Genomic DNA, 26513 nt, shown 5'->3' on the forward strand with positions numbered 1-26513 from the left:
GTGGCGAGTTGCCGCGTGCGGGGCGGGGCGGGGCGGGGCGGGGCGTGGCGGGGCGCGGTGGCGTGCGGTGGGCGGGGCGGGGCGTGGCGGGGCGCGGCCGGAGCCGGGGGAGCGGGGGCGGGGGAGCGGGCGGACAATGGTGGGTGCGCAGCTGGACTCGGGGGAGTCCGACCGGGAGGAAGTCCCGTGAGTGAGCAGCCGACACCCCGGCAGCCCGGGGAATCCGGGGAACCCGCAGGGCCGGACCACGAGAACGAAGGTGCCCAGGCTCCGCCGCCGCACCGCCCCACCGAGGTGGCGGGTGGCGAGGTGGCGGGCGGCGAGGTGGCGGGCGGGACGGCCGAGCCGGTCGTGCCTGTCGCGCCGCCAGGTGTCTCCGGAGCCTCCGGGCCGGCGGGGCCTCCCACGGAGGTGGTCCGGCCGGGGACGGACGCCGGGGGCGCCGGGGGTGCGGAGGGGGTGCCGACCGAACTGGTGGAGCGGGCGGGCGGCGACGGCCCGGCAGTTGCGGAACCGCAGCCCACGGAGGTCGTGCGGCCGTCGGCCGGGGGTGACGGCGGGAGCGCTGCCGGGGACGCGGTGGGGGCTGCGTCGTCCTTCCCCTCTGGGAGCGGGAGCGGGAGCGGGGGTGGTCCGGTGGGGCCGCCGTCCGGGCCGCTGTCGGCGGGCGGGGCGCGGCCCTCGGGCGCTGCGTCGGGTGCTTCAGCGGGCGGGGTGCCGCCGAGCGAGGGGAGCGGGGCGTCGGGGGGCGGGAGCGGGCCGCCGAGCGGGGGTCGGCCGACGGCCGGGGGCGGTGCGGGTGGCGGCGGGAAGCCGTGGTGGCGGAAGGGGCCGGTGCTCGCGGGCGCGGTCCTCGTCGTCGGGCTGGGCGTCGCGCTCGGCGTGGTCGCCACCGGCGGCTCGGGCGGGGGCGGCACGGCCCAGGCCGTCGAGATGCAACCGGTGGCCGCGGCCGGGCAGGAACCGTTCACCGACTCGGTCGCCAACGGCGGCGCGCCCGACTCGGCCTCGCCCAGCGGCTCCGCCCCGTCCACGGCCGGCAGCCCGACCGCGTCCGGCGGGTCGAGCGCGTCCGGCAGCCCGGCCGCGTCCGGCGGTGCCGTGGACGGCGGGCAGCCCGGCCTGTACGGCGGGAGCAGGGAAGTGGCCAGCTGCGACGTGCCGAAACTCTCCGGGTACCTGGCCGCCAACACCGACAAGGCCCGGGCCTGGGCCGGGGTCGAGGGCATCGACACCTCGCAGATCGACGGCTACCTGAACGGCCTGACCCCCGTGGTGCTGCGCCAGGACACCCGGGTCACCAACCACGGTTACCAGAGCGGGCAGGCCACCCCGTACCAGGCCGTCCTGCAGTCCGGGACGGCCGTGCTGGTCGACAACCAGGGCGTGCCGCGGGTGCGTTGCGCCTGCGGCAACCCGCTGACGCCGCCGAGCGGCAGCGGCGGCGCGTACACCGGGACGGCCTGGTCCTCGTTCCACCCGGACGGGGTGGTGACGGTGCGGCCCGCCGCGGCGCCGGTGAACCGGATCGTGCTGGTGGACCAGGCGACGGGCCGTCAGTTCGACCGTCCCGTGGGCGGGACGGGCGGGACCGACGGGTCGGCCTCGCCCGGCGCCTCCGGTTCCGGGTCCTCCGGCGGGAGCTCCGGGACGGGGACGCCGTCCGGCGGCTCCTCGGCACCCTCGTCCGGCGCGTCGTCCGCACCGTCCGCGCCGTCCTCCGGCGATTCGGGCGCGCCCGGGCAGCCCGGCTCCTCCGGGCCGTCCGGTGCACCGGGGTCACCGGGCTCGCCGGGTTCGCCGGGCGGTGGCGCGTCCTCCGGACCGGCTTCCGGCGGGGCGTCCGAAGGGGCGTCGAAGCCGGCCGGCTCGGGCACGCCGTAACGGTGGCCTGCTGGTGGGTCGGGGCTCCTCCTTCCGGCTCCCGGCAGGTGGGCGGTGGGCCGTGGCGGTGGGTGGTGGGTGGTCTGCGGTCAGCGGCGCAGGTAGCGGAGCAGCGTGACCCCGCTGCCGAAGGTGTGCGTCTCGGCGAGCACCAGGTCGGTGCGGGTGTCGGAGGGCGGGAACAGCGGGCGGCCCCGGCCCAGCACCACCGGGTGGACGTAGAGGCTGTACTCGTCGATCAGGTCCAACCGACGGAGTTCGGCGGCGAGGACGGCGCCGCCGACGGCCAGGTCGGAGGCGGCGGAGGACTTCAGGGCGGTGACGGCCTCCGGATCGACGCTGCGGGCGATCGTGGTGTTCCAGCCGGCGTGGTCGAGGGTGCGGGAGAAGACCGTCTTCGGCATCTCCCGCCAGATCCGGGCGAACTCGGCCACCGGCGGGGTGCTGGTCGGGTCCTGGTCGGCGGTGGGCCAGTACTCCGCCATCAGCTGGTACGTGACGCGGCCGTCGAGGAAGCCGCTCATCGCCGCCAGCCGGCGGTTGAAGTGCTCGTGCAGCTCGTCGTCGACGAGCTGCCAGCCGAGATCGCCGTCGGGGCCGGAGAAGTAGCCGTCGACGGACACGGACATCATCAGCACGAGGTCGGACACCGGCACCTCCGGCACCTGCGGCGGTCAGGGGTGCGGGCCACGTTACCCGCGTCCGGCACCCGGACGGCGGGTTCCGGCGGCCCGACGCGCCCGTGCGGCGGAAAACCAACCGGCGGTCGACGGCCGGGTCAACCGATCGGCTGATGGGGTGTCAACCGATCGGCGCGCCAAGGCCAGCCGATCGTTCGGTGGATCGGCTCGGGGGCCGGGGCACACTTCCTACAGCAGGAGACAGAAGGTGCGAACGGTACGGACGGTGCGGATCGGGCACCGGCGTCGAAAGGGGAACACGATGCGTGAGACGAACGGGACGAACGGGACGCGCACGACGGACGAGCCGCGCGGTGCGGGCGGCCTGCAGGCGCTGCTGGATCGCCGGGTCGCGGACGGGACGGTGCCGGGAGCGGTCGCCCTGGTCGCCCGCGAGGGGCGGGTCGAGACGGCCGCCGCGGGCGAGTTGACCAGGGAGACACCGGTGCGGATCGCCTCGGTCGGCAAGCCCGTCACGGCCGTGGCGCTGCTCCAGCTGGTCGACGACGGAGTGCTCGCCCTGGACGATCCGGTCGAGCGCTGGCTGCCGGAGCTGGCAGACCCGCGCGTGGTGCGGACGCCACACGCCCCGGTGACGGACACCGTCCCGGCGCACCGGCCCGTCACGGTGCGGGACGTCATGGAGTCGCGGGCCGGCTACGGCTTCGCGGCGGACTTCACCCTCCCCGCGCTGGCCCCGCTGTTCGCGGAGCTGGCGCAGGGTCCGCCACAGCCGCAGCAGGTGGCCCCACCCGAGGAGTGGACGGCCGCCCTGGCGGGCATCCCGATGCTCCACCAGCCGGGCGAGGCATGGTTGTACAACACCTGCTCCGACATCCAGGGCGTCCTGATCGCCCGGGCGGCCCGACAACCGCTCGACCAGGTGCTGACGGAGCGGCTGTTCGAGCCGCTGGGCATGCCCGACACGGCCTTCCACGCGCCACCCGGCCGGCTGACCCCGCTGTACCGCCCGGGTCCGGACGGCACCCTGGAGGTGGCGGACCCACCGGACGGCCAGTGGAGCACCCCGCCCCCGTTCCCGTCCGGGGCCGGCGGCCTGGTGTCCACGCTCGACGACCTGTTCACGTTCCTGCGGATGCTGCGCGCCGGCGGCCGCGCCGAGGACGGGCGGCGGGTGCTCTCGCTGGGCGCGGTCCGGCTGATGACCACCAACCACCTGACGGAGCGCCAACGGGTCGACAGCGAGCTGTTCCTGGAAGGGCAGGGCTGGGGCTACGGCGGCTCGGTGGACGTGGTCCGCCGCGAGCCGTGGAACACCCCGGGCCGCTACGGCTGGGTCGGCGGCACCGGCACCGCCGCCCACCTGGTGCGGCGGACGGGCCTGGTGACGGTGCTGCTCACCCAGCGGGAGATGACGGGGCCCACCGCGCCGCCGCTGATGCGCGAGTTCTGGAGCTACGCGGCGGGCGGCTGAGCGTCCACCGGCCCGCTCGGGGCGGCCGGTCCGGTCGGGGCGTCGTGGTCGGCGGTGACGGCCCGCCGGTAGCTCGACCCGTCCCGGGTGCGGGTCAGCAGCCGGGCCTCGATCAGGTAGCGCCGCAGCATGGCGGTGTCGGGGTGGACGGTGAGCAGCGCCTCGTTGACCTCCTGCTCGCGGTACGGGCGCTCGGGGTCGAAGAGGGTGCGCACCACGTGTTCGAGCAGGGCGGCGCGGCGGGCCGGTCGGCGCGGGACCGAGACCAGCCGGCCGTCGGTGAAGAACGCGGCGAGGTCGGCCGGTGGTTCATGAACGGACATGACAGGCAGCCTCGCAGCGCGGTTGCCGGGAGACAAACGGATTACCAGGGGGCACCGGCCCGAGGACCGGTACGGCACCCCCGGAAGAGGGAGAGGGAGGGAGCGCATGGGTGTGCGGAACACGGCGACGGGCCGGGCCCGGTGGGCGGTGCTGGTGCGGGCACTGCTGCTCCGCTGCCTCCGCTGGGGCACGCGGCCGGATCGGGCGAGACCGGTCGAGGGCGGTCCGCGCCGGCAGGTGCGCCGGCACGGTCGGGCCGACCAGCCCGTGGAGCACCCGGACACCGATCGGCCGTCGGATGACGCGGCGCGGCCGGGCGGTGGAGCACGGGTCTTGAGCGGAGGCGTCCAGGCGCCGGCCGGTGCCGGATCACAGCGGGAGGCGGAACTCGATGGAGCGGTGGGTGCTGCGGTAGCCCAGGGCGCGGTTGACCGCCAGCATGCCGGTGTTGTGGTCGGCGGTGTCGGTGCGCAGGCCGGTGATCCCGGGGTGTTCGGCCCGCGTCCAGCGGATCGCCTCCGCCTTCATCGCCCGGGCCAGGCCGCGCCTGCGGTGGGCGGGCTGGACGGCGGTGCCGTAGTGCTGGCCGTCGCCGGACCGGTCGGCGGGCAGCACCAGCTCGCTGAACCCGACCAGGTCGCCGGTGGTGGTCTCCAGCACGGCGGCGGTGTGCAGCAGTTCGCCCCGGTCGGCGACGGCCCGCGCCGCGGCCAGCACCCGGGCCTCGTCCCACGCGACCACGCCGAAGTCGGTGTCGCCCATCGGCATGTCGTCCATGGCGGTGCGGGCCCGGGTGAAAGCGGGCAGCCACTCCGCGGGGCAGCTGCCGAGCCAGGACACCAGCCGGTACCCGGGCGGGAGTTCGGGTCCCGCCACTCCACCGGCCTCGGTGGCGTCGGTTGCGGTGCCGGTGTCGGCTGCGGTGCCGGTGCCGGTGCCGGTGTCGGCCGGGGTCAGGTCCAGCCGGGCGTACTCGAGGACGAGCGCCCGTTCGAAGCCCCGGGCGGAGAGGAACGCGTCGCCCGGGGAGCCCTCGACGGCCTGGGCGAGCAGGGTGCGGCAGCCCTCCTCCCGGGCCGTGGTCGCCGCGGCTTCGAGCAGTGCCGAGCCGGCACCGCGCCGCCGCTCGGCGGGGTGGACGTCCAGGGCGAGTTCGCAGAGGTGGGCCTGTCCGGGGGAGTCGAACAGCCGTAGGAAGGCGCTGCCGAGCGGGGTGCCGTCCGGGGCGGAGGCCAGCCAGGCGAGGCGGCGCGAGGACGGGCCGGTGGCGGGATCGGCGAGGGCGGTCAGGCGGAAGGTCACGGGTCGTGGGCTCCAAGGAGGGCGGGACGGGCGGGCAGGCGTCACCGAAGCAGGTCCGGCCGTCGGGGGCAATCGCATTTCGGTCCGAGCGCGCCGGGCGGTGGAGCGGAGACAGGGGAGGGAAAGGCTGATGATCAATCAGTTCATGTGTGCAGATGATTTTCTGACGGTTCATCAGGCTTCGGTGGCACCCGCGCGGCCCCTGGTGCGCTCGGGTCCGGAGCGGGATCATCGTCGTCGTGGCGGACCGGTTCGCGTGCGGCGGGCCGGGTGGCGGAGGTGGTGGGCGGATGGTCGAGGGACGGCTCACGGTGGAGCGGCTGCGGGAGCTGGTGGCCGCGGGCGAGGTGGAGACGGTCGTGCTGGCCGTCACCGACATGCAGGGCCGGCTACAGGGAAAACGCCTGGATGCCGGGTACTTCCTCGCCGAGGTGTTGGCCGGTGGCGCCGAGGGCTGCGGCTACCTGCTGGCGGTGGACGTGGAGATGAACACCGTCGACGGCTACACCGTCTCCTCCTGGGAGAGCGGCTACGGAGACCTGGTCTTCGCCCCCGACCCGGCCACCCTGCGGATGGTGCCCTGGCACCCGGCCACCGCGATGGTCCAGTGCGACCTCGCCCACCACGACGGCACCCCGGTCGCGGTCTCGCCCCGCCAGGTGCTACGCCGCCAACTGGAGCGGCTGGCCGGCTACGGCTGGGGCGCGTACGTGGGCACCGAGCTGGAGTTCCTGGTGTTCCGGGACAGCTACGAGCGGGCCTGGGAGAAGCACTACCAGGACCTCACGCCCGTCAACCAGTACAACGTCGACTACTCGATCCTCGGCACCGCCCGGATCGAACCGCTGCTGCGCCGCCTGCGCACCGGCATGACCGGGGCCGGGCTGACGGTGGAGTCCGCGAAGGGCGAGTGCAACCTCGGGCAGCACGAGATCGCCTTCCACTACGCCGACGCGCTGACCACCTGCGACGACCACGCCGTCTACAAGACCGGCGCGAAGGAGATCGCCGCCCAGGAGGGCGTCAGCCTCACCTTCATGGCCAAGTACGACCAGCGCGAGGGCAACTCCTGCCACGTGCACCTGAGCCTGCGCGACGAGCGTGGTCACCCGGTGTTCCCCGGCGAGGGCGCGCACGGCTTCTCCCGGACGATGGAGCACTTCCTGGCCGGGCAGCTCGCCTGCCTCGACGGCTTCGCGCTGCTGCTCGCCCCGACCGTCAACTCCTACAAGCGCTACGTGCCGGGCAGCTTCGCCCCCACCGCGATCGCCTGGGGCCGCGACAACCGGACCTGCGCGCTTCGGGTGGTCGGGCACGGGTCCTCGCTGCGGTTCGAGAACCGGGTGCCCGGCGGCGACGTCAACCCCTACCTGGCGGTGGCCGCGCTGATCGCCGCCGGGCTGCACGGGGTGGAGCACCAGCTGCCGCTGGAGGCCGAGTTCACCGGCAACGCGTACGCCTCCGACGCGCCCAGGGTGCCCGGGACGCTGCGCGAGGCGATCGACCGGTTCGAGCGCAGCGAGGCCGCCACCGAGGCGTTCGGCAAGGACGTGGTCCGGCACTACGCCCACGCCGGGCGGGTCGAGCTCGCCGCGTACGACGCCGCGGTGACCGACTGGGAGCGCCGCCGCGGCTTCGAGCGGTTGTGAAGCGGCGGCGGCACGAGTACGGGCGCGAGCACGAGAGCGAGAGCGGAGCGAGGAGGAGGAGCAGGTGACCGAGGAGTCCGAGCCGTACCAGGTGGTCAACCCCGCCACCGAGGAGGTGATCGCCACCGTCGAACTGGCCGGCCCGGCCGCCGTCGACGCCGCGGTCGCCCGCGCCCGGGCGGCGTTCGAGAGCTGGCGGAACGTGGCGCCGGGCGACCGGGCCCGGCTGCTGCGCCGCTTCGCCGCCGAGGTGGACGCCGACCGCGAGCAACTGGCCGCCCTGGAGGTCGCCAACGCCGGCCACACCATCGGCAACGCCCGCTGGGAGGCGGGCAACGCGCGCGACGTCATCGAGTACTACGCGGGCGCCCCCGAGCGGCTGTTCGGCCGGCAGATCCCGGTCGCCGGCGGCCTCGACGTCACCTTCCACGAGCCGCTCGGCGTGGTCGGCGTGATCGTCCCGTGGAACTTCCCGCTGCCGATCGCCGCCTGGGCGCTGGCCCCCGCGCTGGCCGCAGGCAACACCGTCATCGTCAAACCCGCCGAACCCACCCCGCTCACCGCGCTGCGCCTGGCCGAACTCGCCCTGCGCGCGGGCCTGCCCGAGGGCGTGCTCCAGGTGCTGCCCGGCCGCGGCCCGGTGGTCGGGCAGCGCTTCGTCACCCACCCGGACGTCCGCAAGGTGGTGTTCACCGGCTCCACCGCCGTCGGAAGGTCCGTGCTGGCGGGCTGCGCCGCCCAGGTCAAGCCCGTCACGCTCGAACTCGGCGGCAAGAGCGCCAACATCGTCTTCGCCGACGCCGACCTGGACAGGGCCGCCGCCACCGCCCCCTACGCCGTCTTCGACAACGCCGGGCAGGACTGCTGCGCGCGCTCCCGGATCCTGGTCGAGGCGAGCGTGTACGAGGAGTTCATGGAGCGCCTGGAGCGCGCCGTCCGGGGCGTCCGGGTCGGCGACCCGGCGGACGAGAAGACCGAGATGGGGCCGCTGATCTCGGCCGCGCACCGGCGGCGGGTCGCCTCCTACGTGGACGGCGACACCGAGGTGGCGTTCCGCGGCAGCGCGCCCGAGGGGCCCGGCTTCTGGTACCCGCCGACGGTGCTGGCGCCGATCGCGCCCGACCACCGGGCGTTCACCGAGGAGGTGTTCGGCCCGGTCGCCGCCGTGGTCCCGTTCCGCGGCGAGAGCGACGCGGTGCGGATCGCCAACGCCACCGAGTACGGCCTGTCCGGGTCGATCTGGACGCGCGACGTGGGCCGGGCACTGCGCGTCGCCCGGGCCGTGGAGGCGGGCAACCTGTCCGTCAACTCGCACTCCTCGGTGCGCTACTGGACGCCGTTCGGCGGCTACAAGCAGTCCGGCCTGGGCCGCGAGCTCGGACCGGACGCCCTGCACGCCTTCACCGAGACCAAGAACGTCTTCATCGCCACGGAGGAACGAGCGACATGAGCAAGCGACTTGACGGCCGGGTGGCGGTCGTCACCGGCGCGGGCAGCGGCATCGGCCTGGCCACGGTGCGCCGCTTCGCCGCCGAGGGGGCGAAGGTGGTGTGCGCCGACATCGACGAGGAGAGCGGCGCCAAGGCCGCCAACGAGGCCGGCGGCCTGTTCGTGCGCACCGACGTGACCGACGAGGAGCAGGTGCGCGTCCTGTTCGACACCGCCGTCGAGCACTACGGCAGCCTGGACGTGGCGTTCAACAACGCGGGCATCTCCCCGCCGGACGACGACTCCATCCTGGTCACCGGCCTCGACGCGTGGAAGCGCGTCCAGGACGTCAACCTGACCTCGGTGTACCTGTGCTGCAAGTACGCGATCGGCCACATGCGGCGGCAGGGCAGGGGCTCGATCATCAACACCGCGTCCTTCGTGGCGGTGATGGGCGCCGCCACCTCGCAGATCTCCTACAGCGCCTCCAAGGGCGGCGTGCTGGCGATGAGCCGCGAGCTGGGCGTGGAGTTCGCCCGCGAGGGCATCCGGGTCAACGCGCTGTGCCCCGGCCCGGTCAACACCCCGCTGCTGCGGGAGCTGTTCGCCAAGGACCCGGAGCGCGCCGCCCGCCGGCTGGTGCACATCCCGCTCGGCCGGTTCGCCGAACCCGAGGAGATCGCCGCCGCGGTGGCCTTCCTGGCCAGCGACGACTCCTCCTTCATGACCGCCAGCACCTTCCTGGTGGACGGCGGCATCTCCGGCGCGTACGTCACCCCGCTCCCGTAGCGGCCCGGCGGCGGCAGCACGGCGGCCGGGCGGGTCCGCGAGGACACCGCCCGGCCGCGAGGGGCACTGCCGGGGCGTCAGTTCGAGGAGAACGCGTCCCCGCCCACCGCGAGGGCGTCGCCGCCCTGCGCCAGCGCGTCGCCGCCGACGGCCAGCGCGGAGCCGCACAGCGCCTCGGCGTCCCCGCCGACCGCGCCCGCGTCGCCGCCCTCGGCCCAGGCGTCCCCGCCGACGGCACCGGCGCTGCCGCCCAGCGCGCCCGCGTCGCCGCCGACGGCCAGCGCGTCACCGTCCTCGGCCCAGGCGTCGCCGCCGACCGCGCCCGCGTCGCCGCCCCGGGCCGCGGCGTCGCCGCCGACGGCCAGCGCCCCGTGCGGGTGGGCGTCCTGGTGGTGATGGTGGTGCGCGTGCGCGGAGGCGGTGCCCGCTCCGCCGAGCAGGGCGAGCCCGGTGAGGAAGGCGGCGGTGGTGACCTTGGCGAGGCTGGAACGCATCGGGTTTCTCCAGGTTCGGCGCTGAACGCCGGGGCGTCGCGCGGTTTCGGGGGCCGGACGCGACGATCATCGGCATCCGCGGGCCCGCGCCGTACACCGCGGGCCGAGCGGTCACCCGGCCGGGGCAAGCGCACCGCCGTGACGGGTGAGACCCGTACCGCCGGATGCCGTACCGGCCGGTGCGCGGGGTTGACACGCATGCGCACCAGGGAAGTTGAGGCCGAATCAGTATGACGATCGGACCGGCAGCTCCATCTCGAACCAGACCACCTTGCCGTCCCGGGTGGCCCGGCTGCCCCAGCGGTGCGCCAACTCGTTGATCAGCAGCATGCCCCGCCCGCCCTCGTCGTGCTCGCCCACCGGCCGCAGCCGCGGCTCCCGGCTGTCCGCGTCCGCGACCTCCACCGTCAGCAGCGCGCCCCGGAACACCCGCAGCTGCAGCGGCGAACCCGCGTGCAGCAGCGCGTTGGCCAGCAGCTCCCCGGTCAGCAGCACCACCGGTTCCACCAGCGAGGCCAGCCCCCAGCCGGTCAGCGTCCGCCGGGTGAACTCCCGGGCGTGCCGCAGCAGCGCCGGATCGCCGGACAGCGGCAGGGTCGCCAGCCGGTCCGCGCCGACCGGCCCGGCGTGCGCCATGATCACCGCCACGTCGTCCTGCCCCATCGTCGCCCCGAGCGCCCCCAGCACCGCGTCGCAGCCGCGCTCCAGGGTCGGCTGCCGGTGCGTCACCGTCTCGCGCAGCAGCTCCAGGCCCTCGTCCAGGTCCTGCCCGCGCCGCTCCACCAGCCCGTCCGTGTACAGCACCAGCAGCCCGTCCTCGCGCAGCGGGAAGCGCACCGACTCGAACGGCACCCCGCCCACGCCCAGCGGCGCGCCCGGCGGCGGCGTCACCAGCCGGGCCTCGCCGTCGTGCTCCGAGACCACCGGCGGCAGGTGACCCGCCGAGGCCAGGACGCACTCCTCGTCCACCGGGTCGAACACCGCGCACACGCAGGTGGCGAACTGGCCCTCGCCGAGCTGCGCGGTCGCCTCGTCCAGCCGCCGCAGCACCCGCGCCGGATCGAGGTCCAGCGTCACCAGCGTCCGCGCCACCGTCCGCAGCTGCCCCATCGTGGCGGCCGCCCGGATGCCGTGCCCCATCACGTCGCCGACGATCAGCGCCACCCGGCCGCCGGTCAGTGGCACCACGTCGAACCAGTCGCCGCCGATCTCGTCGCCCACCGTCGAGGGCAGGTAGCGGTGCGCTATCTCCAGCCCCGGCGTGCGGTGCACGTCCTGCGGCAGCAGGCTGCGCTGCAGGGTCAGCGCGGTGTCCCGCTCGCGCCGGTACAGCCGGGCGTTGTCGATGCACACCGCCGCCCGCGCCGCCAGTTCCTCGCCCAGCGCCCGGTCCGCCGGGGTGAACGGCTCCGGATTGGCCAGCCGGACGAACTCCACCCCGCCCAGCACCTGGCCGCGGGCCAGCAGCGGCACCATCAGGTACGAGTGGATCCCGGCGTCCAGACCCGGCTGGACCCGGTCCGGGTGCGTGACGATCCGGCGCAGCTCCGGCTCGTCCACACGCGGCACCAGCACCGACCGGCCGGTGCGCATCGCCTGCGCGTACAGCTTGGCCGAGTGCGTGGTCTCCCCGATCTGGTCGGCCGCCCCCGTCAGCGGCGAGCCGTCCTCCCGCTCACCCACCGCGACCGCCCGCAGCGGCACCGAACCGGACTCCGGCACCGGCTCCGGGTCCTCGCCGGTCAGCACCGCCTCGCGGATGTCCACCGTCACGAAGTCCGCGAACCGCGGGATCACCACGTCCACCAGCTCCTGCGCGGTGATCGTCAGGTCCAGCGTGGTGCCGATCCGGGTGGACGCCTCGTTCAGCAGCGCCAGCCGCTGCTGGGCGCTCTCCGCGACCTCCAGCGCCCGCTGCCGCTGCTCGGCCGCGTTCCGCTCCCGGGTGTACAGCAGCGCGTTGTCGATCGACACCGCCGCCCGGGCCGCCAGCTCGCTGGCCAGCGCCAGGTCCGCCTGCCCGTACGGGGTCGCCGTCCGGGACCGGAAGAACGTCGCGGTGCCGATCGCCGCCCCCCGGGCGATCAGCGGCACCACCATCAGCGAGCGCACCCCCTGCGCCCGGATCGCCCCGCCGCGCACCGGGTCGTCCGTGAACCAACTCATCGCGGCCCCGTCCGTCCGCGGCACCAGCACCGGTCGGCCGTGCGCCAGCGCCCACGCGTACGGCGTGCTCGGGTGCAGCCGCTGCACGGTGCCGACCGGGGCGATCGGCGACATCCCGCTGCCCGCGACGGTGTGGAACGCCAGCCGGCGCAGCACCGCGGACCGGTCCACCCGGTCCGGCAGCGCGGCCGGCTCGCCCCGCACCAGGCCGTCCAGCACCTCCACCACCACGGTGTCCGCCAGGCTCGGCGCGGCCGTCTCGGCCAGCTCCCGGGCCGTGGTGGCCAGGTCCAGCGTGGTGCCGATCCGGGTGGACGCCTCGTTCAGCAGCGCCAGCCGCTGCTGGGCGGCCTCGGCGGCGCTCTCCGCCTGGAAGCGGTCGGTGATGTCCACGACCGTGGTGCTCACTCCCAGCACCGTGCCGTCCGGCTGCTCCAGCCGGAAGCTCGACACCGACCAGGCGTGCTCGCGGCCCGGATCGGCCGCCGTCCAGCCGTGCGTGCGGGCGTCCACCACCGGCCGGCCGTCGGCCAGCACCCGGCGCATCGTCGCCTCCGCCGCCCGGCCGTCGATCCCCGGCAGCAGCTCGCTCAGCCGCCGCCCCAGGTGCCGGTCCACCGGCAGCCCGTTGATCCGGGCCAGCGCCTCGTTCAGGCGGACGAAGCGCAGCTCGGTGTCGTACACCGCCATGCCGACCGGCGACTGGGTGAAGAACCCGTCCAGCACCGCCAGGTCCGCCGCCAGCCGGCGCACCTCGCTGACGTCCGAGGCCACCGCCAGCACCATCGGCGAGCCCTCCCGGTCGAGCACCGGGTAGGTCCGGAAGTCCAGCCCCACCAGGTGCCCGTCCCGGTGCCGCACCGGGAACACCCCCGACCAGGGGCGGCCCTCCAGGATCCGGGCGAACAGCCCCAGCACCTCCGTACGCCGCTCCGGGGCCACCAGGATGTCCGCCGCGAACCGCCCCACCGCCTGGTCCGCCGGGTACCCGAGCAGCGCCTCCGCGTCCGGGCTCCAGTGCAGGATCCGGCCGTTCGCCGCGATCAGCGCCGTGGCCACCGGGATCGCCAGCAGGCCGTCCGGTACCGGCGCACCGCCCGCCGTGAGCGGGGAGGCGGGGCGGGTCCGGGAAATCGTGCCCTGCTGCCCGGTGTCCATGTGGTTCTCGGCGTCCATCCGGCCACCTACCGTTCGGGGTCGGGGGTACCGCCCTGCCATCGTCGCACGGCGGGCCGCCCGCGCCCAGACGGGTGACCTGCCGCTAGGGTGGGCCGGATGGAGACCCGCCGGACGGACCCCGGGGCGGCGCACGGTGGTGCGTAGGAAGCCCGCCCCCCTCAGCCCGCTGCCGCAGCGCGACGGCATCGACCCGGTCCACGTCAGACTGCCGGTCGAGGGCGCCTGGCCGACCGTCCGGGCCTACCTGGAGGAGCGCTACGGCGGCGCCGCCGGGGACGGGCGGATCGCCGCCATGCTCGCGGCCGGCGAGTTCGCCGGCCAGGACGGGCCGGTCACCGCCGACACGCCCTACCGGCCCGGCGGCCACGTCTGGTTCCACCGCGAACCCGGACCGCCCGAACCCGTGCTGCCCTTCCCGGTCGAGGTCCTGTACCGCGACGAACGGATCGTGGTCGCCGACAAGCCGCACTTCCTCGCCACCACCCCGCGCGGCAGCCACGCCACCGAGACCGCCCTCGCCCGGCTGCGCCGCGACCTCGACCTGCCCCGGCTCAGCCCCGCCCACCGCCTGGACCGGCTCACCGCCGGCGTGGTGCTGTTCGTCGCCGACCCCGCGCTGCGCGGCGCCTACCAGAGCCTGTTCGAACGGCGCGAGGCGGTCAAGGAGTACGAGGCCGTCGCCCGCCACGAGGAGGGCGCGGCGGCCCTGCCGCCGACCGTGGTGCGCAACCGGCTCCGCAAGGACCGCGGGCGGCTCGACGCCTACGAGGAGCCCGGCGAGCCCAACGCGGAGAGCCGGATCGAGCTGGCCGAGGCGCGCGGCGGCCTGGGCCGCTACCGGCTCGCCCCGCGCACCGGGCGCACCCACCAGCTGCGGGTGCACATGAACGGGCTCGGGCTGCCGATCCTGGGCGACCCGCTCTACCCGGAGGTGCTGGACGGGGGCGCGCCGGAGGACTACCGGCGCCCGCTCCAGCTGCTCGCGCGCTCGCTGGAGTTCACCGACCCGGTCGGCGGGGAGCGGCGGCGCTTCGTCAGCGGGCGGGTGCTGGCGGCCTGGCAGGACCCGACGGGCTGGTAGGACCCGGCGCGGGTCGGGGCGGTCGGGTCGGCGCACGGCTCTCCGGGTCGTCAGGTCGTCAGGTCGTGGGGTCATCGGGTGGTGGGGTCGTCAGGTCGATGGCTCTTCGGGGCTCTTCGCGCGCAGTGTATTGACGGGAAGTCTAATAACTTCTACCTTCGCGGCAGTGCCACCACTCCACCCTCCACGCCCTCACCGAGAAGGAGCCGGCATGCCGCCCCAGCCCGCCTCCACCCAGCCCACCCGCACCGCGCCCGACCGGGAGCGCACCGCCGAACGCCTGCTCGCCTCCTCCGCGAAGCTCTCGTTCAACCCGCTCAAGGACGTCGACTGGGACGCCGACCCCGTCCCCGGTGCCTACTACTGCCCGCCCCGCCACCTCTCCCTCTACGGCACCGACCTGTGGGAGCGGATGACCGACGAGGAGCGGATCGAGCTCTCCAAGCACGAGGTCGCCTCCATCGCCAGCGTCGGCATCTGGTTCGAGGAGATCCTCATGCAGATGCTGCTGCGCCACGCCTTCGACCGGGACCCCACCAGCAACCACGTCCAGTACGCGCTCACCGAGATCGCCGACGAGTGCCGGCACTCGATCATGTTCGCCCGCATGATCGCCAAGATGGGCGTCCCCGCGTACGGCGCCGGATTCGTCGCGCACAACCTGGGCCGGCTGTTCAAGGCGATCTCCACCCACAGCCAGACCTTCGGCGGCACCATGTACGTCGAGGAGATCCTGGACGCCTTCCAGCGCGAGGTGATGAACGACGACACCCTCCAGCCGCTCACCCGCCAGGTCTCCCGGATCCACGTCATCGAGGAGGCCCGGCACATCAGCTACGCCCGCGAGGAACTGGTCCGCAAGCGCCTCGGCCCGGTCCGCCGCCGGTACGAGCAGCTGTTCATCGGACTGATCGTCTACTACGCCACCACCGCGCTGATCCACCCCCGGCTGTACGCCGCGGTCGGCGTCGACCCGAAGACCGGCCGGGCCGTCGCCCGCGCCAATCCGCACTGGCGGGCCACCAAGGTCGAGATGGCGCAGAAGGTGGTCTCCGTGCTGGACCGGGCCGGACTGGTCGGCCGGACCAACCGCTGGCTGCTGCGCGCCGCCGGCGTGCTGGCCTGAGCCGACGGCCGGACCGACCGCCCGCCGATCCGCTCGTCCGACCATCCGACTCGACCGGAGCGGGGGGCGGCCGACGGAAGCGGTGACCGTGCGGTGCCGTTGCGGTCTTCCGGTGTTCGAGTGGCGCGGATACAGTGCGTCGTCACCGAACTGCCGGGGGGTCCGTTCATGCGTCGCACCACGGGTGGCACAGCCGCCGCCACCACCGCCACCGCCGTCCTGCTGCTGGGCGCCCTCGCCGGATGCGGCGGGCCGTCGCCCGCCGGGGACCGGGCCGCCCCCACCGCCGGGGGCGGTTCGGCGTCCGCCGCCGCCACCGGACCGGCCGCGCCGACCGGTTCGGCGCCCGCCGGGGCGGGGAGCGGGGCTCCGCAGGACCCCGCCGCGACGGCCTCCGGCGCGAGCCCGGGCCCCGGCCAGGGGGCCGGGGCGGGGAGCGGCATCACGGTGGCGTTCGCCGGGGACGTCCACTTCGAAGGGCGGACCGCCGCCCGGCTCGGCGCCGCCAAGGCCGACACCGCGCTCGGCCCGATCTCCGGCACGCTCTCCGCCGCCGACCTGGCGGTGCTCAACCTGGAGACCGCGATCACCGGCCGCGGCAAGGCCGAACCCAAGACCTACACCTTCCGCACCACGCCCAAGGCGCTCGGCGCGCTCAAGGACGCGGGCGTCGACGTGGTCTCCCAGGCCAACAACCACGCCGTCGACTTCGGCCCCGACGGCCTCGCCGACACCCTCGCCGCCAAGGCCGCCTCCCCGGTGCCCGTGATCGGCATCGGCAAGGACGCCGAGGAGGCGTACGCCCCGTACCTGACCACCGTGCGCGGCGTGCGGGTCGCCGTCCTGGCGGCCAGTCAGGTCGACGAGATCACCAACCAGAAGTGGCGGGCCGGCGCGCACAAGCCCGGCATCGCGTCCGCCCTCGACGAGACCGCGCTGCTGCGGGCCGTGGCCGGGGCGAAGGCGCAGGCGCCCGTGGTCCTGGTCTACCTGCACTGGGGCGACGAGGGCGTGGCCTGCCCGACCCGTGCGCAGACCTCGCTGGCCAAGAAACTCGCCGACGCCGGAGCGACCGCCGTGGTCGGCACCCACGCCCACACCATGCTCGGCGCGGGCATGCTCGGGAACACCTACGTGGCGTACGGCTTCGGCAACTTCCTCTGGTACGGCACCTCGAACTACACCGCCTCCGACGAGACCGGCGTCACCACGATCACCGTCACCGCCGACGGCCGCGTCACCGGCGAGACCTTCACCCCCGCCCGCATCGACGGCCGCGGCGTGCCCGTCCCGCAGAACGGCAGCGCCGCGAAGGCCGCCCAGCAGCGCCGCGACGGCCTGCGCGGCTGCACCGGACTGGCCGCCGTCCCGAAGTGACGGCGGCCGGTCCGGGCATCCGTCAGCCCAGGTCCAGCACCTGGCCGGGCCGGATCAGGTCCGGGTTCTCGCCGATCAGCTGCTGGTTCGACTTGTAGAGCTCGGACCAGCCGCCGCCCACGGCGTTGCTGCGGGCGATCGAGGCCAGCGTGTCGCCGGGGCCTACGGTGTACGGCTGCGCGGACGGGGCCGGGGACGCTGCCGGAGCCGGGGCCGCCGGGGTGGTCGGGGCCGCCGGGGTGGTGGACGCGTCCGTGGGTGCGGCCGTGCCGCTGCCCGCGCCCGGGGCGGTGGTGGTGCCGCCGCCGGGCGACGCGTCCGGGGTGCTGCCGGTGCCGGTGCCGGTGCCGGTGGACGGGCCGGGCGACGGGGTGACCGGGAGGGTGGGCAGCAGGCCGCCCCCGTTCCCGTTGTTGGTGCCGGTGCTGCCGTCGGTGGGCGTGTTCGGGCTGGGCGAGGCGGTCGGGTCGGTGGGGTCGCCGGGAGCGGCCGGGTCGGTGGGGGGGACCGGCGGGACGGTCGGGGTGGCCGAGGCGTCCGGGGCGTTCGGGGTGGGGACGGTCGGGTCCGGGGTGGTCGTGGTCGGCGCGCTCGGGTGCGGCTGGGGGTGCGTCAGCTGCATGTAGCGCTCGTACAGGCTCTGGTGGCTGGTCCAGAACCAGGCGCCGTTCTTCTCGTACCAGTACACGTGCGAGACCGGGTCGTAGCCGGGCAGGCCGGAGAACACCGGCGTGCTCTTCCCGTCCGGGACGGTGCTGCCGTCCGGGGCGGAGTTGACCGCCGCGACGCCGCGTGCGCCGCGCAGCGAACCCGTCTCGTCCGCCGAGTCGTTGTCGTCGACCACGCCCGGCGCGCTGGCGGTGTTCAGGCCCGCGTCGTCCGCACACGCCGACCAGGGCGAGGGGCCCTCGGTGGCCAGGATGCGTTCGGCGACGGCGATCTGCTGGCTGCGGGTGGCCCCGTTCGGCAGCGCCGAGTACTGGGTGCCGCCGTAGTCGTTCCAGCGCTGGGCGGTGATCCCCAGGCCGCCGTAGATGCCGTTGCCCGCGTCGGAACTCCAGTTCCCTCCGCTCTCGCAGTCGGCGACCCGGTCCCAGACCGCGCTGGGGGCGGCGTGTGCGCCGGTGACGGCGAGCAGCGGCAGGGCGATGCCGACACCGGCCACGCCGGCCGCCGCGATCGCCCGCTCGGCCGCCTTCTCCGCCGGACCCTGCCGACGGTGGCGTCCCGAACCCGTGAAGAGCATGCGAGATCCTCTCCGCACGCCTACGGGGTGAGCTGTCGGGTTCGGGCCGGGAGGGAGGCCCGGCCGTCGCGCCCCGGTCACCCGGTGCGGACGGCTTCACCCCTAGCCGTGGGGGACGGCAACAATCGTGGTTCCCCCGTCCCTGCCCAAGGGTCTTGGTGGTCGACCCGCAGCGCGGTGGACAGGGCTCGGCGTTGTCGCGTGCGGGGGCCCGGCGGTGCGAGCCGGGGCGAGCCTATTCACTCGAACGTGGCAATCACAAGCGCGTCGCGCTCGGATCACGCCCTCGTCACGTCGGGTCCTGCGTGGTGTGTGGACGACCTGTTGACGGGAGATCGGGCGGGAGGACGAGGGGAGGGTCGGCGGATCGGTGGGAGAAGTCTGGCCGATCGGTGGGATTGGGGTGGGAGGGAGCGGGGAAGGCCGGTGCTCCGCCGGGGTGGTGTCGGCGGCTCTCGCCCGCCAACTGCCTTTGAGGGTAGCCGAGTTGGGTGTAAACGGGGCATTCGGCGCGTTGCGGATAAATGATGCGACAGGGGGTCGGCGGGCTTCCTACGATCGCCCTGCTCGCTGTTCCGGTGGGCGCGTCGCCGGGTCCGTCGAGTTCGTCGGGTCCGACAGGTCCGTCAGGTCCGTCGAGTCCGTTGGGGAGGTTCCGTGGGCGCCCTGATTCCTGAAGTGCTCCGCACCGAGCGCCAGTTCGCCAGGCTGTTCGTCGGCCAGTCGCTGTCGACCCTGGGAGACCGGGTGTCGTTCGTGGCGCTGCCCTTCGCCGTGCTGTCGATCGGCGGCTCGGCCGTCGACGTGGGGCTGGTGACGGCCGCCGGGCTGCTCCCGCTGCTGGTGTTCGCCCTGGTCGGGGGCGTCTGGGCGGATCGGATACCGAGACGGCGGATCATGCTGGCCTCCGACCTGCTGCGGTGCGCCGTCCAGGCGGCCGTCGCGGTGCTGCTGCTCACCGGCACCGCCCGGGTCGGGCTGCTGGCGCTGCTGATGGCGCTGTTCGGGGTCGCGGACGCCTTCTTCCTCCCCGCCTCCACCGGGTTGCTGCCCCTGCTGGTCCCCGCCGATCGGCTGCGCGAGGCGAACGCGCTGAGCGGGTTCGTCCAGTCGACGGGCCTGGTGGTCGGCCCGGCGCTGGCCGGTCTGCTGATCGCGGCGGTCGGCCCGGGGGGTGCGCTGGCGATGGACGCCGCGAGTTTCGCGGTCAGTGCCGCGGTGCTGGCCCGGCTGGGCGCGGTCGACGGTGCGGTCGCGGCGGGCGGCGTCGACGGCGGGGCCGAGCGGGGCGAGCGGCCCGGGTTCCTGGCCGAGCTGCGGATCGGCTGGCAGCAGGTGCGCAGCCGGACGTGGGTGTGGTCGAGCATGCTCGCCATGGCGGTCTACCACGTCGTGGTGCTGCCCTCGGTGTTCGTGCTCGGGCCGGTGCTGGCGAAGCGCGAGTGGGGCGGCGCCAACGCCTGGACGGTGGTGGTGATCGCCTTCGGCCTCGGCTCGATCGTGGGGGACGTGTGCTCCTACCGGTGGAAACCGGCCCGCCCGATGGCCGTCGCGGCGGTGGCGATGGCGGTCGCCTCCTGCCAGGCCGCGATCATCGGCTCCGGTGCGCCGGTCTGGGTGATCGCCGCCCTGAAGGCGGTCACGGGCGTGGGCGTGTCCCTGTTCTTCGTGCTCTGGGAGACCTCGCTCCAGGTGCACATACCGGAGCGGGTGCTCTCCCGGGTCAGCTCCTACGACCACCTGATCGCCGTCGCCCTGATGCCGCTCGGGCTGGTGCTGGCCGGTCCGCTCTCCGAGAGCCTCGGCGTGCGTCCCACGCTGTTCGGGATGACCGCCCTCGCCGTCCCGGTCGCGTTCGTCCTGCTCGCGCTCCCCGCGGTCCGTCACCTGCCGGCGAGCCGGCCTCCCGAGCCGGAGCCCGAGCCGGCGGCCGGACTTGGACCTGAGCCGGAGCCCGCGCCCGGGGTCCGGACGGCGGCGGGGACGGTGGCGGGAGCCGCCGGGCGCCGGGAGCCCGTTCCGGAAGCGGAGGCGGCGCTGTGAGCGTGACCCACGGCTGACCACCGGCCCACCACAGCGCGCCGCGCCCAGCCCGGTCGCGGCCGGGGCGACCGGACCGGCGGCTGCGGCGGTGGCTGTGTGGCGGTGGTCAGCGGGAGGGGATCAGCGGTATTCGCAGAGGTAGGCCGTGTCGATCGAGACCTGGAGGTGGAACTTGCTGTCACCCGGAACGGAGAAGTGCTCACCGGCGGAGAAGGTCCGCCAGTCGTCGGAGCCGGGGAGCTTCACGGTCAGGGCGCCGCTGACCACGTGCATGACCTCCGGGGCGGCGGTGCCGAACTCGTACTCGCCGGGGGCCATCACGCCGACGGTCGCCGGGCCGTCGGCCGAGGTGAAGGCGACCGACTTGACCGTGCCGTCGAAGTATTCGTTGACCTTGAGCATGCGCGTTCTCCTGCGGAAGGGGTGCGGAACGGCGGCCGGCGCGTCGCGCGCCCGGCCGCGGCGGGGGCGAGCCTATCGGCGCGAGCAGCTCGGTTGCCGGGAGCGTCCGCTGGTTGGTCACCGGCCGACGGTGGCCCCCGCCGCCGTCGGGCCCGTCTCCGCCGCAGGTCGGAACGCGGCGCGCGGCGCGGCGAGTTCGGCGGCCCGGCCCGCCGGGGTGGCGGCGGGCCGGGCCGGGAGGCGTCCGGACGGGGACGCCGGGAGGGGAGGATCAGCCGAGCGTGATGCCCGGGTAGAGCGGGTGGTCGGCGAGCAGGTCGACCGCGCGCTTGGCGACGGAGTCGCGGACGGCCTCGTCCAGCGCGTACTGCGCCTTCGAGGAGCCGACCGGCGCGGCGGCCGTCAGCACGGTGTGGATCAGCTCGGCGACCTCGTCCAGCTCCGCCGCGTCCAGCCCGCGGGTGGTCAGCGCGGGCGTGCCGAGCCGGATGCCGGAGGTGTACCAGGCGCCGTTCGGGTCCTGCGGGACGGCGTTGCGGTTGGTGACGATGCCGGAGTCCAGCAGCGCCGCCTCCGCCTGGCGTCCCGTCAGACCGTAGGAGGAGACGTCCGCCAGCACCAGGTGGTTGTCGGTGCCGCCGGTCACCAGCCGGGCGCCGCGCTTGAGCAGTCCCTCGGCGAGCGCCCGGGCGTTGTCCACCACCTGCCGGGCGTACACCTGGAACTCGGGGCGGCGCGCCTCCGCGAACGCCACCGCCTTCGCCGCCATCACGTGCGACAGCGGGCCGCCGAGCACCAGCGGGCAGCCCCGGTCGACGTGCTCCGCCAGCTCCGAGGTGCACAGCACCATGCCGCCGCGCGGGCCGCGCAGCGACTTGTGCGTGGTGGTGGTGACGATCTGCGCGTGCGCGACCGGATCGAAGTCCCCCGTCAGCACCTTGCCCGCGACCAGGCCGGCGAAGTGCGCCATGTCGACCATCAGGGTCGCGCCCACCTCGTCCGCGATCTCCCGCATCCGGCGGAAGTCCACCAGCCGCGGGTACGCCGAGTACCCGGCCACCAGGATCAGCGGCCTGAACTCCAGGGCGATCCGCCGGACTTCGTCGTAGTCGACCAGTCCGGTCGTCGGGTCCGTCCCGTAGCTGCGCTGCTCGAACATCTTGCCCGAGATGTTCGGTCGGAAGCCGTGCGTGAGGTGCCCGCCCGCGTCCAGCGACATGCCCAGCATCCGCTGGTTGCCCAGCTCGCGGCGGAGCTCGGCCCAGTCCTGCTCGCTCAGGTCGTTGACGTTGCGGACCTGGGCGCGCCGCAGCGCCGGGCTCTCCACCCGCTGCGACAGCACCGCCCAGAACGCCACCAGGTTGGCGTCGATCCCGGAGTGCGGCTGCACGTACGCGTGCTCCGCGCCGAACAGCTCGCGGGCGTGCTCGGCGGCCAGCTCCTCCACGGTGTCCACGTTGCGGCAGCCCGCGTAGAAGCGGCGGCCCGGCGTGCCCTCCGCGTACTTGTCGCTCAGCCAGTTGCCCATCGCCAGCAGCACCGCGGGCGAGGCGTAGTTCTCACTGGCGATCAGCTTCAGCGAAGCGCGCTGGTCCACCAGCTCCCCGGAGATCGCCGCGGCGATCCGGGGCTCGACGGCGCGCACCACGTCCAGGGCGCTGCGGAAGGCGGTGTCGGCGGCGGGGCTGCCGAAGGTGTGCGCGGGCAGGGGCTCGACCACGGGCGGTCTCCTCGTACGGAACGGCGACGATTCGGACGGCCCAGGCGCACGGCTACAGCACACGGCGCCCGAGGGCACCGCACGGAGCCGCTCCCCGATGGTGAGTTCCATCCCAGCGCGCCAGTCACGGCTCACCGCGATCGTACCAACCACCGCGCCGGGCCCGGGCCGAATCCCGCAGACACGGTTCGAACACCCGCCCCGGCCCCGGCTCCGGTCCCGGCTCACGCCCCGGTCCCGGCTCACGCCCCGGTCCCGGCTCACGTTCCGGCCCCGGTTCACGCTCCGGCCCGGGAGCCGGCTCAGGTCCCGCTCCCTGCCCTGGGCGAAATTCCCTGGTGCGGCCCGGTCGGACCTGGGCATGATCGGGCGCATGACATGGACCGTCCCCACCACCGCCCGCACCGGCGGCTCGCTCACCGCCCCCGAGACCGAGCTGCTGCCCGGCTACCTCGCCTGGCACCGGGCCACCTTCCTGCACAAGTGCGCCGGCCTGGCCGGCGAGCAGCTCGCGCTGCGCCCGCTGCCCGAGAGCTCGCTCTCGTTGCTCGGGCTGATGCGCCACCTGGCCAAGGTGGAGCGGACGTGGTTCCGGATCCGCTTCGCCGGGCAGGACGTCCCGCCGCTGCACGCCGTGGAGGGCCACAAGGACGCCGACTTCGACCTGCTGGAGCCGGAGCGGGCCGAGCAGGAGTACCTGGCGCTGCTGGAGGAACAGCGCCTCTCCGACCTCGCGGTGGCCGGTGCCCCGCTGGACGCGGTGCTGGCCGCGTACGGGGAGGAGCAGTCCCTGCGGACGACGTACCTGCACGTCATCACCGAGTACGCCCGCCACAACGGGCACGCCGACCTGCTGCGCGAGCACACCGACGGCGTCACCGGCGGCTGACGGGGAGTCGGCTCGGCATTCGGCCGGGCGACCGGTGCAAGGACGAAGTTCCTTGCGCGGCAAGGGCGCTGAGGGGGACCCGGCCGGTTGGTTCGTCGGATGAGCGGATAGCATACTGAGTATGGGACCTCTCGAACCGAATGTGCCCGAGCTGATCCTCGGACTGATCGTTTTCTCCGCCCTCTTCTGGGCGCTCGGCAAGGTGCTGCTGCCCCGGATCGAACGCACCCTCGCCGAGCGTCACGACAGGACCGACGGCGGCATCGCCCGTGCGGAGGAGGCCAGGGCCGAGGCGGAACGCATCCGCCGGGAGTTCCAGGCCGAACTCGCCGCCGCCCGCCACGAGGCCGCCGCGATCCGGCAGGCCGCCGCCGAGGAGGGCGCGGCGCTGGTCGCGGCCCTGCGGGCGGAGGCCCAGCAGCAGCGCGAGCAACTGGTGGCCGAGGCGCAGGTGCAGCTGGCCGCCGACAAGGTGCTGGCCGAGGCCGAACTGCGCGAGGACGTCATCACGTTGGCGTCCGAGCTGGCCTCCCGGGTGGTCGGCGAGCCGCTCGCCGACCTGCCCTCGACCCGGGCCGTCGCGGACGAGTTCCGCGGTCGCGCCGAGGTCTGACCCACCGCCACCGCACCGCGGGTGCGGACGCGGTGAAGCGGACGGGCCGCCCGGTCCCGAGCCTGGGGCTCGTGGACCGGGCGGCCCGTCCGTCGTTCAGGGGGCGGGAGCGGGGCGGCTCAGGAGCACGGGCCGTCGTCGGCCCACGCGCCCCACTGGCCGCTGCTGCTCGGATTCTCGTTCAGGGTCCACCACTTGGCGTGGTAGTTGTGGTGGTTGTAGCTGGCCTTGTCGTTGGCCACGTAGGTGGTGGTCGCCGACCAGGCGGGGCTGCAGGTGCCGGTGCCGGGCGAGGTGCCGGTGCTCGGCGAGGCACTGACGCTGGTGCTCGGTGAGGGGGACGGCGTGCTGGTGGGCGGGGTCGCGCCGGCGAACTTCACCGTGTACTTGGTGAAGTCCCAGGCGTTCTGCGCCACGCTGGAGCAGGCGCCGGACAGTCCGGGGTCGACCGTGCCGGAGCACTGGCGGTCGCGGTTGACCGACCAGAAGGTGTACCGGGCCAGCTTGTGCGTGGTGGCGAAGTCCAGCACGGTCTGGAAGTCCGCCTGCTTGAAGTACTCGGCGGCGTCGGTGCGGCCGTTCATCAGCGACGCGCCCTCGTGGGCGTAGGCGGTGGCCTCGTTCCAGCCGAAGGTGCTCTGCAGGATCTGGTTGAACTTCACCAGCGCGTCGGTCTGCGCCGCCGCCCCGTTGAAGCCGCCGTCGAACGGCATGATCGAGTAGTTGTTCGGGGTGAAGCCCTGGGACTTCGCCTCCAGCAGCATCTGGGTGCCGAACCAGCCGGTGCCCGCGTTGGTGCCCGCGGTGGTGATGGAGATGTAGATCCCCGGGTTGTTCTGCTGCAGGATGCGGGCCGCGCCGATCTCGTTGTGGATGGCGGCGGTGTTCTCGTACTCGGGCTCCTCGAGGTCGAAGTCGATCGCCTTGAGGTTGTACTTGGTGACGACCTTCTGGTACGCGGCGGCGGTCGCCTCCGGGGTGCCGCAGGTCTGGCCGAGCTTGGTGCCGCCGTAGCCGCCCACCGAGACCGAGACGTCGCCGCCCTTGTTGCGGATGGTCTGGATGACGGCCGGCATCGTGGTGTCGGTGTCGATCGAGGACGTCCCGCCCCAGGACGGGCTACAGGTGTTGCCGCCCTGGGCCAGGATGAACGCGAGCTGGAACGCCTTCTGGCCGGTGGCGTCCATCACGGCGGCGGCGTCCGGCGGGCTGTTGTCCTCCGGCATCAGGTACGGCGCGGAGGCGTACCAGTTGGAGCCGAGCGCGGCCGTGGTCGCGGCGTTCGCCGAACCGGAGGCGGCGACGGCGGAGACGCCGCCGGCCAGCAGGCCGAACACGGACAGGGCGACCGCGACGGCGCGGCGCGGGCGGCGGCGCGGCGGGGCGGTGGCGGCGAGGGGGTGTGGGGGAAGTGCGCGTTCCATCGAGGACCTCTCCAGGAGGCGGCGAGGACAGCGGCCCGGGCGCGCGGAAGTGGGGGTGCGCGGCCGGGTCGGCGGTCGGTTGCCTAGCCGAGGTTGACGTGACTGCCACTGGTATAGACCTGTGCCGGGTCGCCGTCAACCCCCCGGCGCCGCGCCGGGTGCGGCGCGGTCGAGTCGCGGTCGGATCGCGGTCAGGTCTCGGTCAAACAGCGGTAAAGCGCAGGTCAAAGCAGATGTGGTCGGCCGGTTGACGAACCGTCGGCCCGGGCCGCGCGGCCTCAGTCCGATGCCGGGCGACCGCGCTCGCGCCCCCGCGCCCGCCCCGGTTCCCGGCCCCGCGCCCGCCCCGGTTCGCGCCCTCGCTCCCGGCCGCGCTCGCGACCCGGTCGGCGCCCGGCGGCGGGCGGCTCCGGCGGCAGGTAGGACTCCAGGCCGCGCAGGAACACCTCGACCTTGAAGGCGTAGCGCTCGTCCCCGTCGCCCGACACCATGGTGTCCGCCATCCCCTGGAGGTTGGGGAAGCGGTCGGGCGGCAGCGCCTGCAGGAAGGCGTGCAACTGCCCGAAGTACTCGTCGATGTCCGTCCCCCGGGCGATCCGCTCCGCGTACACCGACGCCTCGTACGCGTCGGTGTCGATCAGCTGGCCGAGGCCGTCCAGCGCCCAGGCCGCCACCTGGGGCGGCATGCCGACCTGGAGCAGCAGGTCGAGCAGGAACTCGGTGATGCCCAACTGGCTCTCGCCCAGCGGGATGCTGCCCAGCGACACCAGCGACACGTCCCGGTGGGAGGTCAGCACCCGCTGCGCCTCGAAGCAGATCTCGGTGATCTGCTCCTTCCAGCGGGCGGGCTCGGGGCGGCGCGGCAGCCGGATCTCGGAGACCACCCGCTCCAGCACCAGTTCGAGCAGCTCCTCCTTGTTGGAGACGTGCGCGTAGAGTGAGGCCGGGCCGGTGCCCAGCTCCTGCGCGACCCGGCGCATCGTCACCCCGGCCAGGCCCTCGGTGTCCAGCACCCGCACCGCGGTCTCCACGATCAGCGCGCGGCTGAGCGGCTGCCGGGGCTCGGCCTTGCGGGGCTTGTGCCACGGGTTCTCGGGCATCTGCGCGGGCATCGGGCCACCTGCTTTCGCTGAACGTTCCGCCGGCGATCATCGTACTCCGGACGAACGCCGTTCGACGGGTGGGCGGAGCGACCGCCGCCAGTCCGGCCTCCGGTGCAGCTCGGAGCCGGTGGTGGGGGGTGCGAAGGGTCGGCGGGCGGC

General features: G+C 74.6%; 21 protein-coding genes and 1 riboswitch. Of the genes, 11 read left to right on the plus strand and 10 right to left on the minus strand.

Annotated features, from left to right (window positions below):
* Window positions 1–834 precede the first annotated feature (834 nt).
* The gene (locus ACIP60_RS06865) at window positions 835–1884 is read left to right on the plus strand and encodes a DUF6777 domain-containing protein (protein WP_400680816.1); all 1050 of its coding nucleotides are present in this window, start codon (window positions 835–837) and stop codon (window positions 1882–1884) included.
* 89 nt (window positions 1885–1973) lie between these two features.
* On the opposite strand, the gene ACIP60_RS06870 is transcribed toward ACIP60_RS06865, so the two are convergent.
* Window positions 1974–2534, minus strand: coding sequence for a dihydrofolate reductase family protein (locus ACIP60_RS06870; RefSeq protein WP_400680817.1), 561 nt, complete (start codon window positions 2532–2534; stop codon window positions 1974–1976).
* Between the two features lie 292 nt (window positions 2535–2826).
* Here ACIP60_RS06870 and ACIP60_RS06875 point away from each other — a divergent pair, with 292 nt between their 5' ends.
* Window positions 2827–3999, plus strand: coding sequence for a serine hydrolase domain-containing protein (locus tag ACIP60_RS06875; protein ID WP_400680819.1), 1173 nt, complete (start codon window positions 2827–2829; stop codon window positions 3997–3999).
* Here the strand turns inward: ACIP60_RS06875 and ACIP60_RS06880 are convergent.
* Window positions 3981–4322 (minus strand): DUF2087 domain-containing protein, encoded by a 342-nt coding sequence (locus ACIP60_RS06880; RefSeq protein WP_400680820.1) that lies wholly within the window; start codon window positions 4320–4322, stop codon window positions 3981–3983. The two genes, ACIP60_RS06875 and ACIP60_RS06880, sit on opposite strands and share 19 nt — an antisense overlap.
* Window positions 4323–4692: 370 nt before the next feature.
* The gene (locus ACIP60_RS06885) at window positions 4693–5625 is read right to left on the minus strand and encodes a GNAT family N-acetyltransferase (protein WP_400680822.1); all 933 of its coding nucleotides are present in this window, start codon (window positions 5623–5625) and stop codon (window positions 4693–4695) included.
* Window positions 5626–5915: 290 nt separating this feature from the next.
* Between ACIP60_RS06885 and ACIP60_RS06890 the strand changes: the two genes are divergently transcribed.
* From ACIP60_RS06890 to ACIP60_RS06900, 3 genes are all read left to right on the plus strand, one after another.
* Window positions 5916–7274, plus strand: a complete 1359-nt coding sequence (locus tag ACIP60_RS06890) for a glutamine synthetase family protein (RefSeq protein ID WP_100834603.1) — start codon at window positions 5916–5918, stop codon at window positions 7272–7274.
* A 64-nt stretch (window positions 7275–7338) separates the two neighbouring features.
* Window positions 7339–8724 (plus strand): aldehyde dehydrogenase family protein, encoded by a 1386-nt coding sequence (locus ACIP60_RS06895; protein WP_400680824.1) that lies wholly within the window; start codon window positions 7339–7341, stop codon window positions 8722–8724.
* Window positions 8721–9491, plus strand: coding sequence for a 3-oxoacyl-ACP reductase (locus tag ACIP60_RS06900; RefSeq protein WP_400680826.1), 771 nt, complete (start codon window positions 8721–8723; stop codon window positions 9489–9491). The genes ACIP60_RS06895 and ACIP60_RS06900 overlap by 4 nt, the downstream gene beginning before the upstream one ends.
* A 77-nt stretch (window positions 9492–9568) precedes the next feature.
* Here the strand turns inward: ACIP60_RS06900 and ACIP60_RS06905 are convergent, their stop codons facing one another.
* Entirely contained in the window at window positions 9569–9985 is a 417-nt protein-coding gene (locus ACIP60_RS06905; protein WP_400680829.1) for a hypothetical protein, read from the minus strand.
* A gap of 225 nt (window positions 9986–10210) precedes the next feature.
* A complete protein-coding gene (locus ACIP60_RS06910; protein WP_400680831.1) occupies window positions 10211–13327 on the minus strand; it encodes a SpoIIE family protein phosphatase in 3117 nt (1038 codons plus the stop codon).
* Between the two features lie 136 nt (window positions 13328–13463).
* Here ACIP60_RS06910 and ACIP60_RS06915 point away from each other — a divergent pair, with 136 nt between their 5' ends.
* From ACIP60_RS06915 to ACIP60_RS06925, 3 genes are all read left to right on the plus strand, one after another.
* Window positions 13464–14411 carry a pseudouridine synthase gene (locus ACIP60_RS06915; protein WP_400680834.1) on the plus strand — a complete coding sequence of 316 codons (948 nt, stop codon included), beginning with the start codon at window positions 13464–13466 and terminating at the stop codon, window positions 14409–14411.
* Window positions 14412–14622: 211 nt separating this feature from the next.
* Complete coding sequence (locus ACIP60_RS06920) at window positions 14623–15537, plus strand: diiron oxygenase (protein ID WP_400680836.1); 915 nt, start codon at window positions 14623–14625, stop codon at window positions 15535–15537.
* A 168-nt stretch (window positions 15538–15705) separates the two neighbouring features.
* Window positions 15706–16914, plus strand: coding sequence for a CapA family protein (locus ACIP60_RS06925; RefSeq protein ID WP_400680839.1), 1209 nt, complete (start codon window positions 15706–15708; stop codon window positions 16912–16914).
* A gap of 22 nt (window positions 16915–16936) precedes the next feature.
* On the opposite strand, the gene ACIP60_RS06930 is transcribed toward ACIP60_RS06925, so the two are convergent.
* Window positions 16937–18160: a transglycosylase family protein gene (locus tag ACIP60_RS06930; RefSeq protein WP_400680842.1), complete on the minus strand. Its 1224-nt coding sequence runs from the start codon at window positions 18158–18160 to the stop codon at window positions 16937–16939.
* A 3-nt stretch (window positions 18161–18163) separates the two neighbouring features.
* A riboswitch (cyclic di-AMP (ydaO/yuaA leader) is annotated at window positions 18164–18331 on the minus strand.
* A gap of 486 nt (window positions 18332–18817) precedes the next feature.
* On the opposite strand from ACIP60_RS06930, the gene ACIP60_RS06935 reads away from it, so the two are divergent.
* Window positions 18818–20203 (plus strand): MFS transporter, encoded by a 1386-nt coding sequence (locus ACIP60_RS06935; RefSeq protein ID WP_400680844.1) that lies wholly within the window; start codon window positions 18818–18820, stop codon window positions 20201–20203.
* Window positions 20204–20323: 120 nt separating this feature from the next.
* Here ACIP60_RS06935 and ACIP60_RS06940 read toward each other — a convergent pair whose 3' ends face one another.
* Entirely contained in the window at window positions 20324–20605 is a 282-nt protein-coding gene (locus ACIP60_RS06940) for a pyrimidine/purine nucleoside phosphorylase (RefSeq protein ID WP_400680846.1), read from the minus strand.
* Window positions 20606–20876: 271 nt separating this feature from the next.
* A complete protein-coding gene (locus tag ACIP60_RS06945) occupies window positions 20877–22325 on the minus strand; it encodes a glycine hydroxymethyltransferase (RefSeq protein ID WP_400680848.1) in 1449 nt (482 codons plus the stop codon).
* Window positions 22326–22698: 373 nt separating this feature from the next.
* Here ACIP60_RS06945 and ACIP60_RS06950 point away from each other — a divergent pair, with 373 nt between their 5' ends.
* Both ACIP60_RS06950 and ACIP60_RS06955 read left to right on the plus strand, forming a co-directional pair.
* Complete coding sequence (locus tag ACIP60_RS06950; protein WP_400680851.1) at window positions 22699–23214, plus strand: DinB family protein; 516 nt, start codon at window positions 22699–22701, stop codon at window positions 23212–23214.
* Window positions 23215–23335: 121 nt separating this feature from the next.
* Complete coding sequence (locus ACIP60_RS06955; protein ID WP_111555571.1) at window positions 23336–23827, plus strand: hypothetical protein; 492 nt, start codon at window positions 23336–23338, stop codon at window positions 23825–23827.
* Between the two features lie 119 nt (window positions 23828–23946).
* On the opposite strand, the gene ACIP60_RS06960 is transcribed toward ACIP60_RS06955, so the two are convergent.
* Together ACIP60_RS06960 and ACIP60_RS06965 are read right to left on the minus strand one after the other, a co-directional pair.
* Window positions 23947–25251: a carbohydrate-binding protein gene (locus ACIP60_RS06960; protein ID WP_400680854.1), complete on the minus strand. Its 1305-nt coding sequence runs from the start codon at window positions 25249–25251 to the stop codon at window positions 23947–23949.
* A gap of 278 nt (window positions 25252–25529) precedes the next feature.
* Window positions 25530–26363 carry a TetR family transcriptional regulator gene (locus ACIP60_RS06965; protein WP_400680856.1) on the minus strand — a complete coding sequence of 278 codons (834 nt, stop codon included), beginning with the start codon at window positions 26361–26363 and terminating at the stop codon, window positions 25530–25532.
* Window positions 26364–26513 lie beyond the last annotated feature (150 nt).

This window comes from Kitasatospora sp. NPDC088783 (genome assembly GCF_044750705.1).
GTDB classification, from domain to species: Bacteria; Actinomycetota; Actinomycetes; order Streptomycetales; family Streptomycetaceae; genus Kitasatospora; species Kitasatospora fiedleri.

What these genes read in the sequence shown, in the direction of transcription:
- ACIP60_RS06940 (WP_400680846.1), bottom strand. Translation starts at nt 20,605, where the DNA reads ATGCTCAAGGTCAACGAATACTTCGACGGCACGGTCAAGTCGGTCGCC.
- ACIP60_RS06875 (WP_400680819.1), top strand. Translation starts at nt 2,827, where the DNA reads ATGCGTGAGACGAACGGGACGAACGGGACGCGCACGACGGACGAGCCG.
- ACIP60_RS06880 (WP_400680820.1), bottom strand. Translation starts at nt 4,322, where the DNA reads ATGTCCGTTCATGAACCACCGGCCGACCTCGCCGCGTTCTTCACCGAC.
- ACIP60_RS06925 (WP_400680839.1), top strand. Translation starts at nt 15,706, where the DNA reads ATGCGTCGCACCACGGGTGGCACAGCCGCCGCCACCACCGCCACCGCC.
- ACIP60_RS06965 (WP_400680856.1), bottom strand. Translation starts at nt 26,363, where the DNA reads ATGCCCGCGCAGATGCCCGAGAACCCGTGGCACAAGCCCCGCAAGGCC.
- ACIP60_RS06955 (WP_111555571.1), top strand. Translation starts at nt 23,336, where the DNA reads ATGGGACCTCTCGAACCGAATGTGCCCGAGCTGATCCTCGGACTGATC.
- ACIP60_RS06920 (WP_400680836.1), top strand. Translation starts at nt 14,623, where the DNA reads ATGCCGCCCCAGCCCGCCTCCACCCAGCCCACCCGCACCGCGCCCGAC.
- ACIP60_RS06900 (WP_400680826.1), top strand. Translation starts at nt 8,721, where the DNA reads ATGAGCAAGCGACTTGACGGCCGGGTGGCGGTCGTCACCGGCGCGGGC.
- ACIP60_RS06950 (WP_400680851.1), top strand. Translation starts at nt 22,699, where the DNA reads ATGACATGGACCGTCCCCACCACCGCCCGCACCGGCGGCTCGCTCACC.
- ACIP60_RS06905 (WP_400680829.1), bottom strand. Translation starts at nt 9,985, where the DNA reads ATGCGTTCCAGCCTCGCCAAGGTCACCACCGCCGCCTTCCTCACCGGG.
- ACIP60_RS06930 (WP_400680842.1), bottom strand. Translation starts at nt 18,160, where the DNA reads ATGCTCTTCACGGGTTCGGGACGCCACCGTCGGCAGGGTCCGGCGGAG.
- ACIP60_RS06890 (WP_100834603.1), top strand. Translation starts at nt 5,916, where the DNA reads ATGGTCGAGGGACGGCTCACGGTGGAGCGGCTGCGGGAGCTGGTGGCC.
- ACIP60_RS06960 (WP_400680854.1), bottom strand. Translation starts at nt 25,251, where the DNA reads ATGGAACGCGCACTTCCCCCACACCCCCTCGCCGCCACCGCCCCGCCG.
- ACIP60_RS06910 (WP_400680831.1), bottom strand. Translation starts at nt 13,327, where the DNA reads ATGGACGCCGAGAACCACATGGACACCGGGCAGCAGGGCACGATTTCC.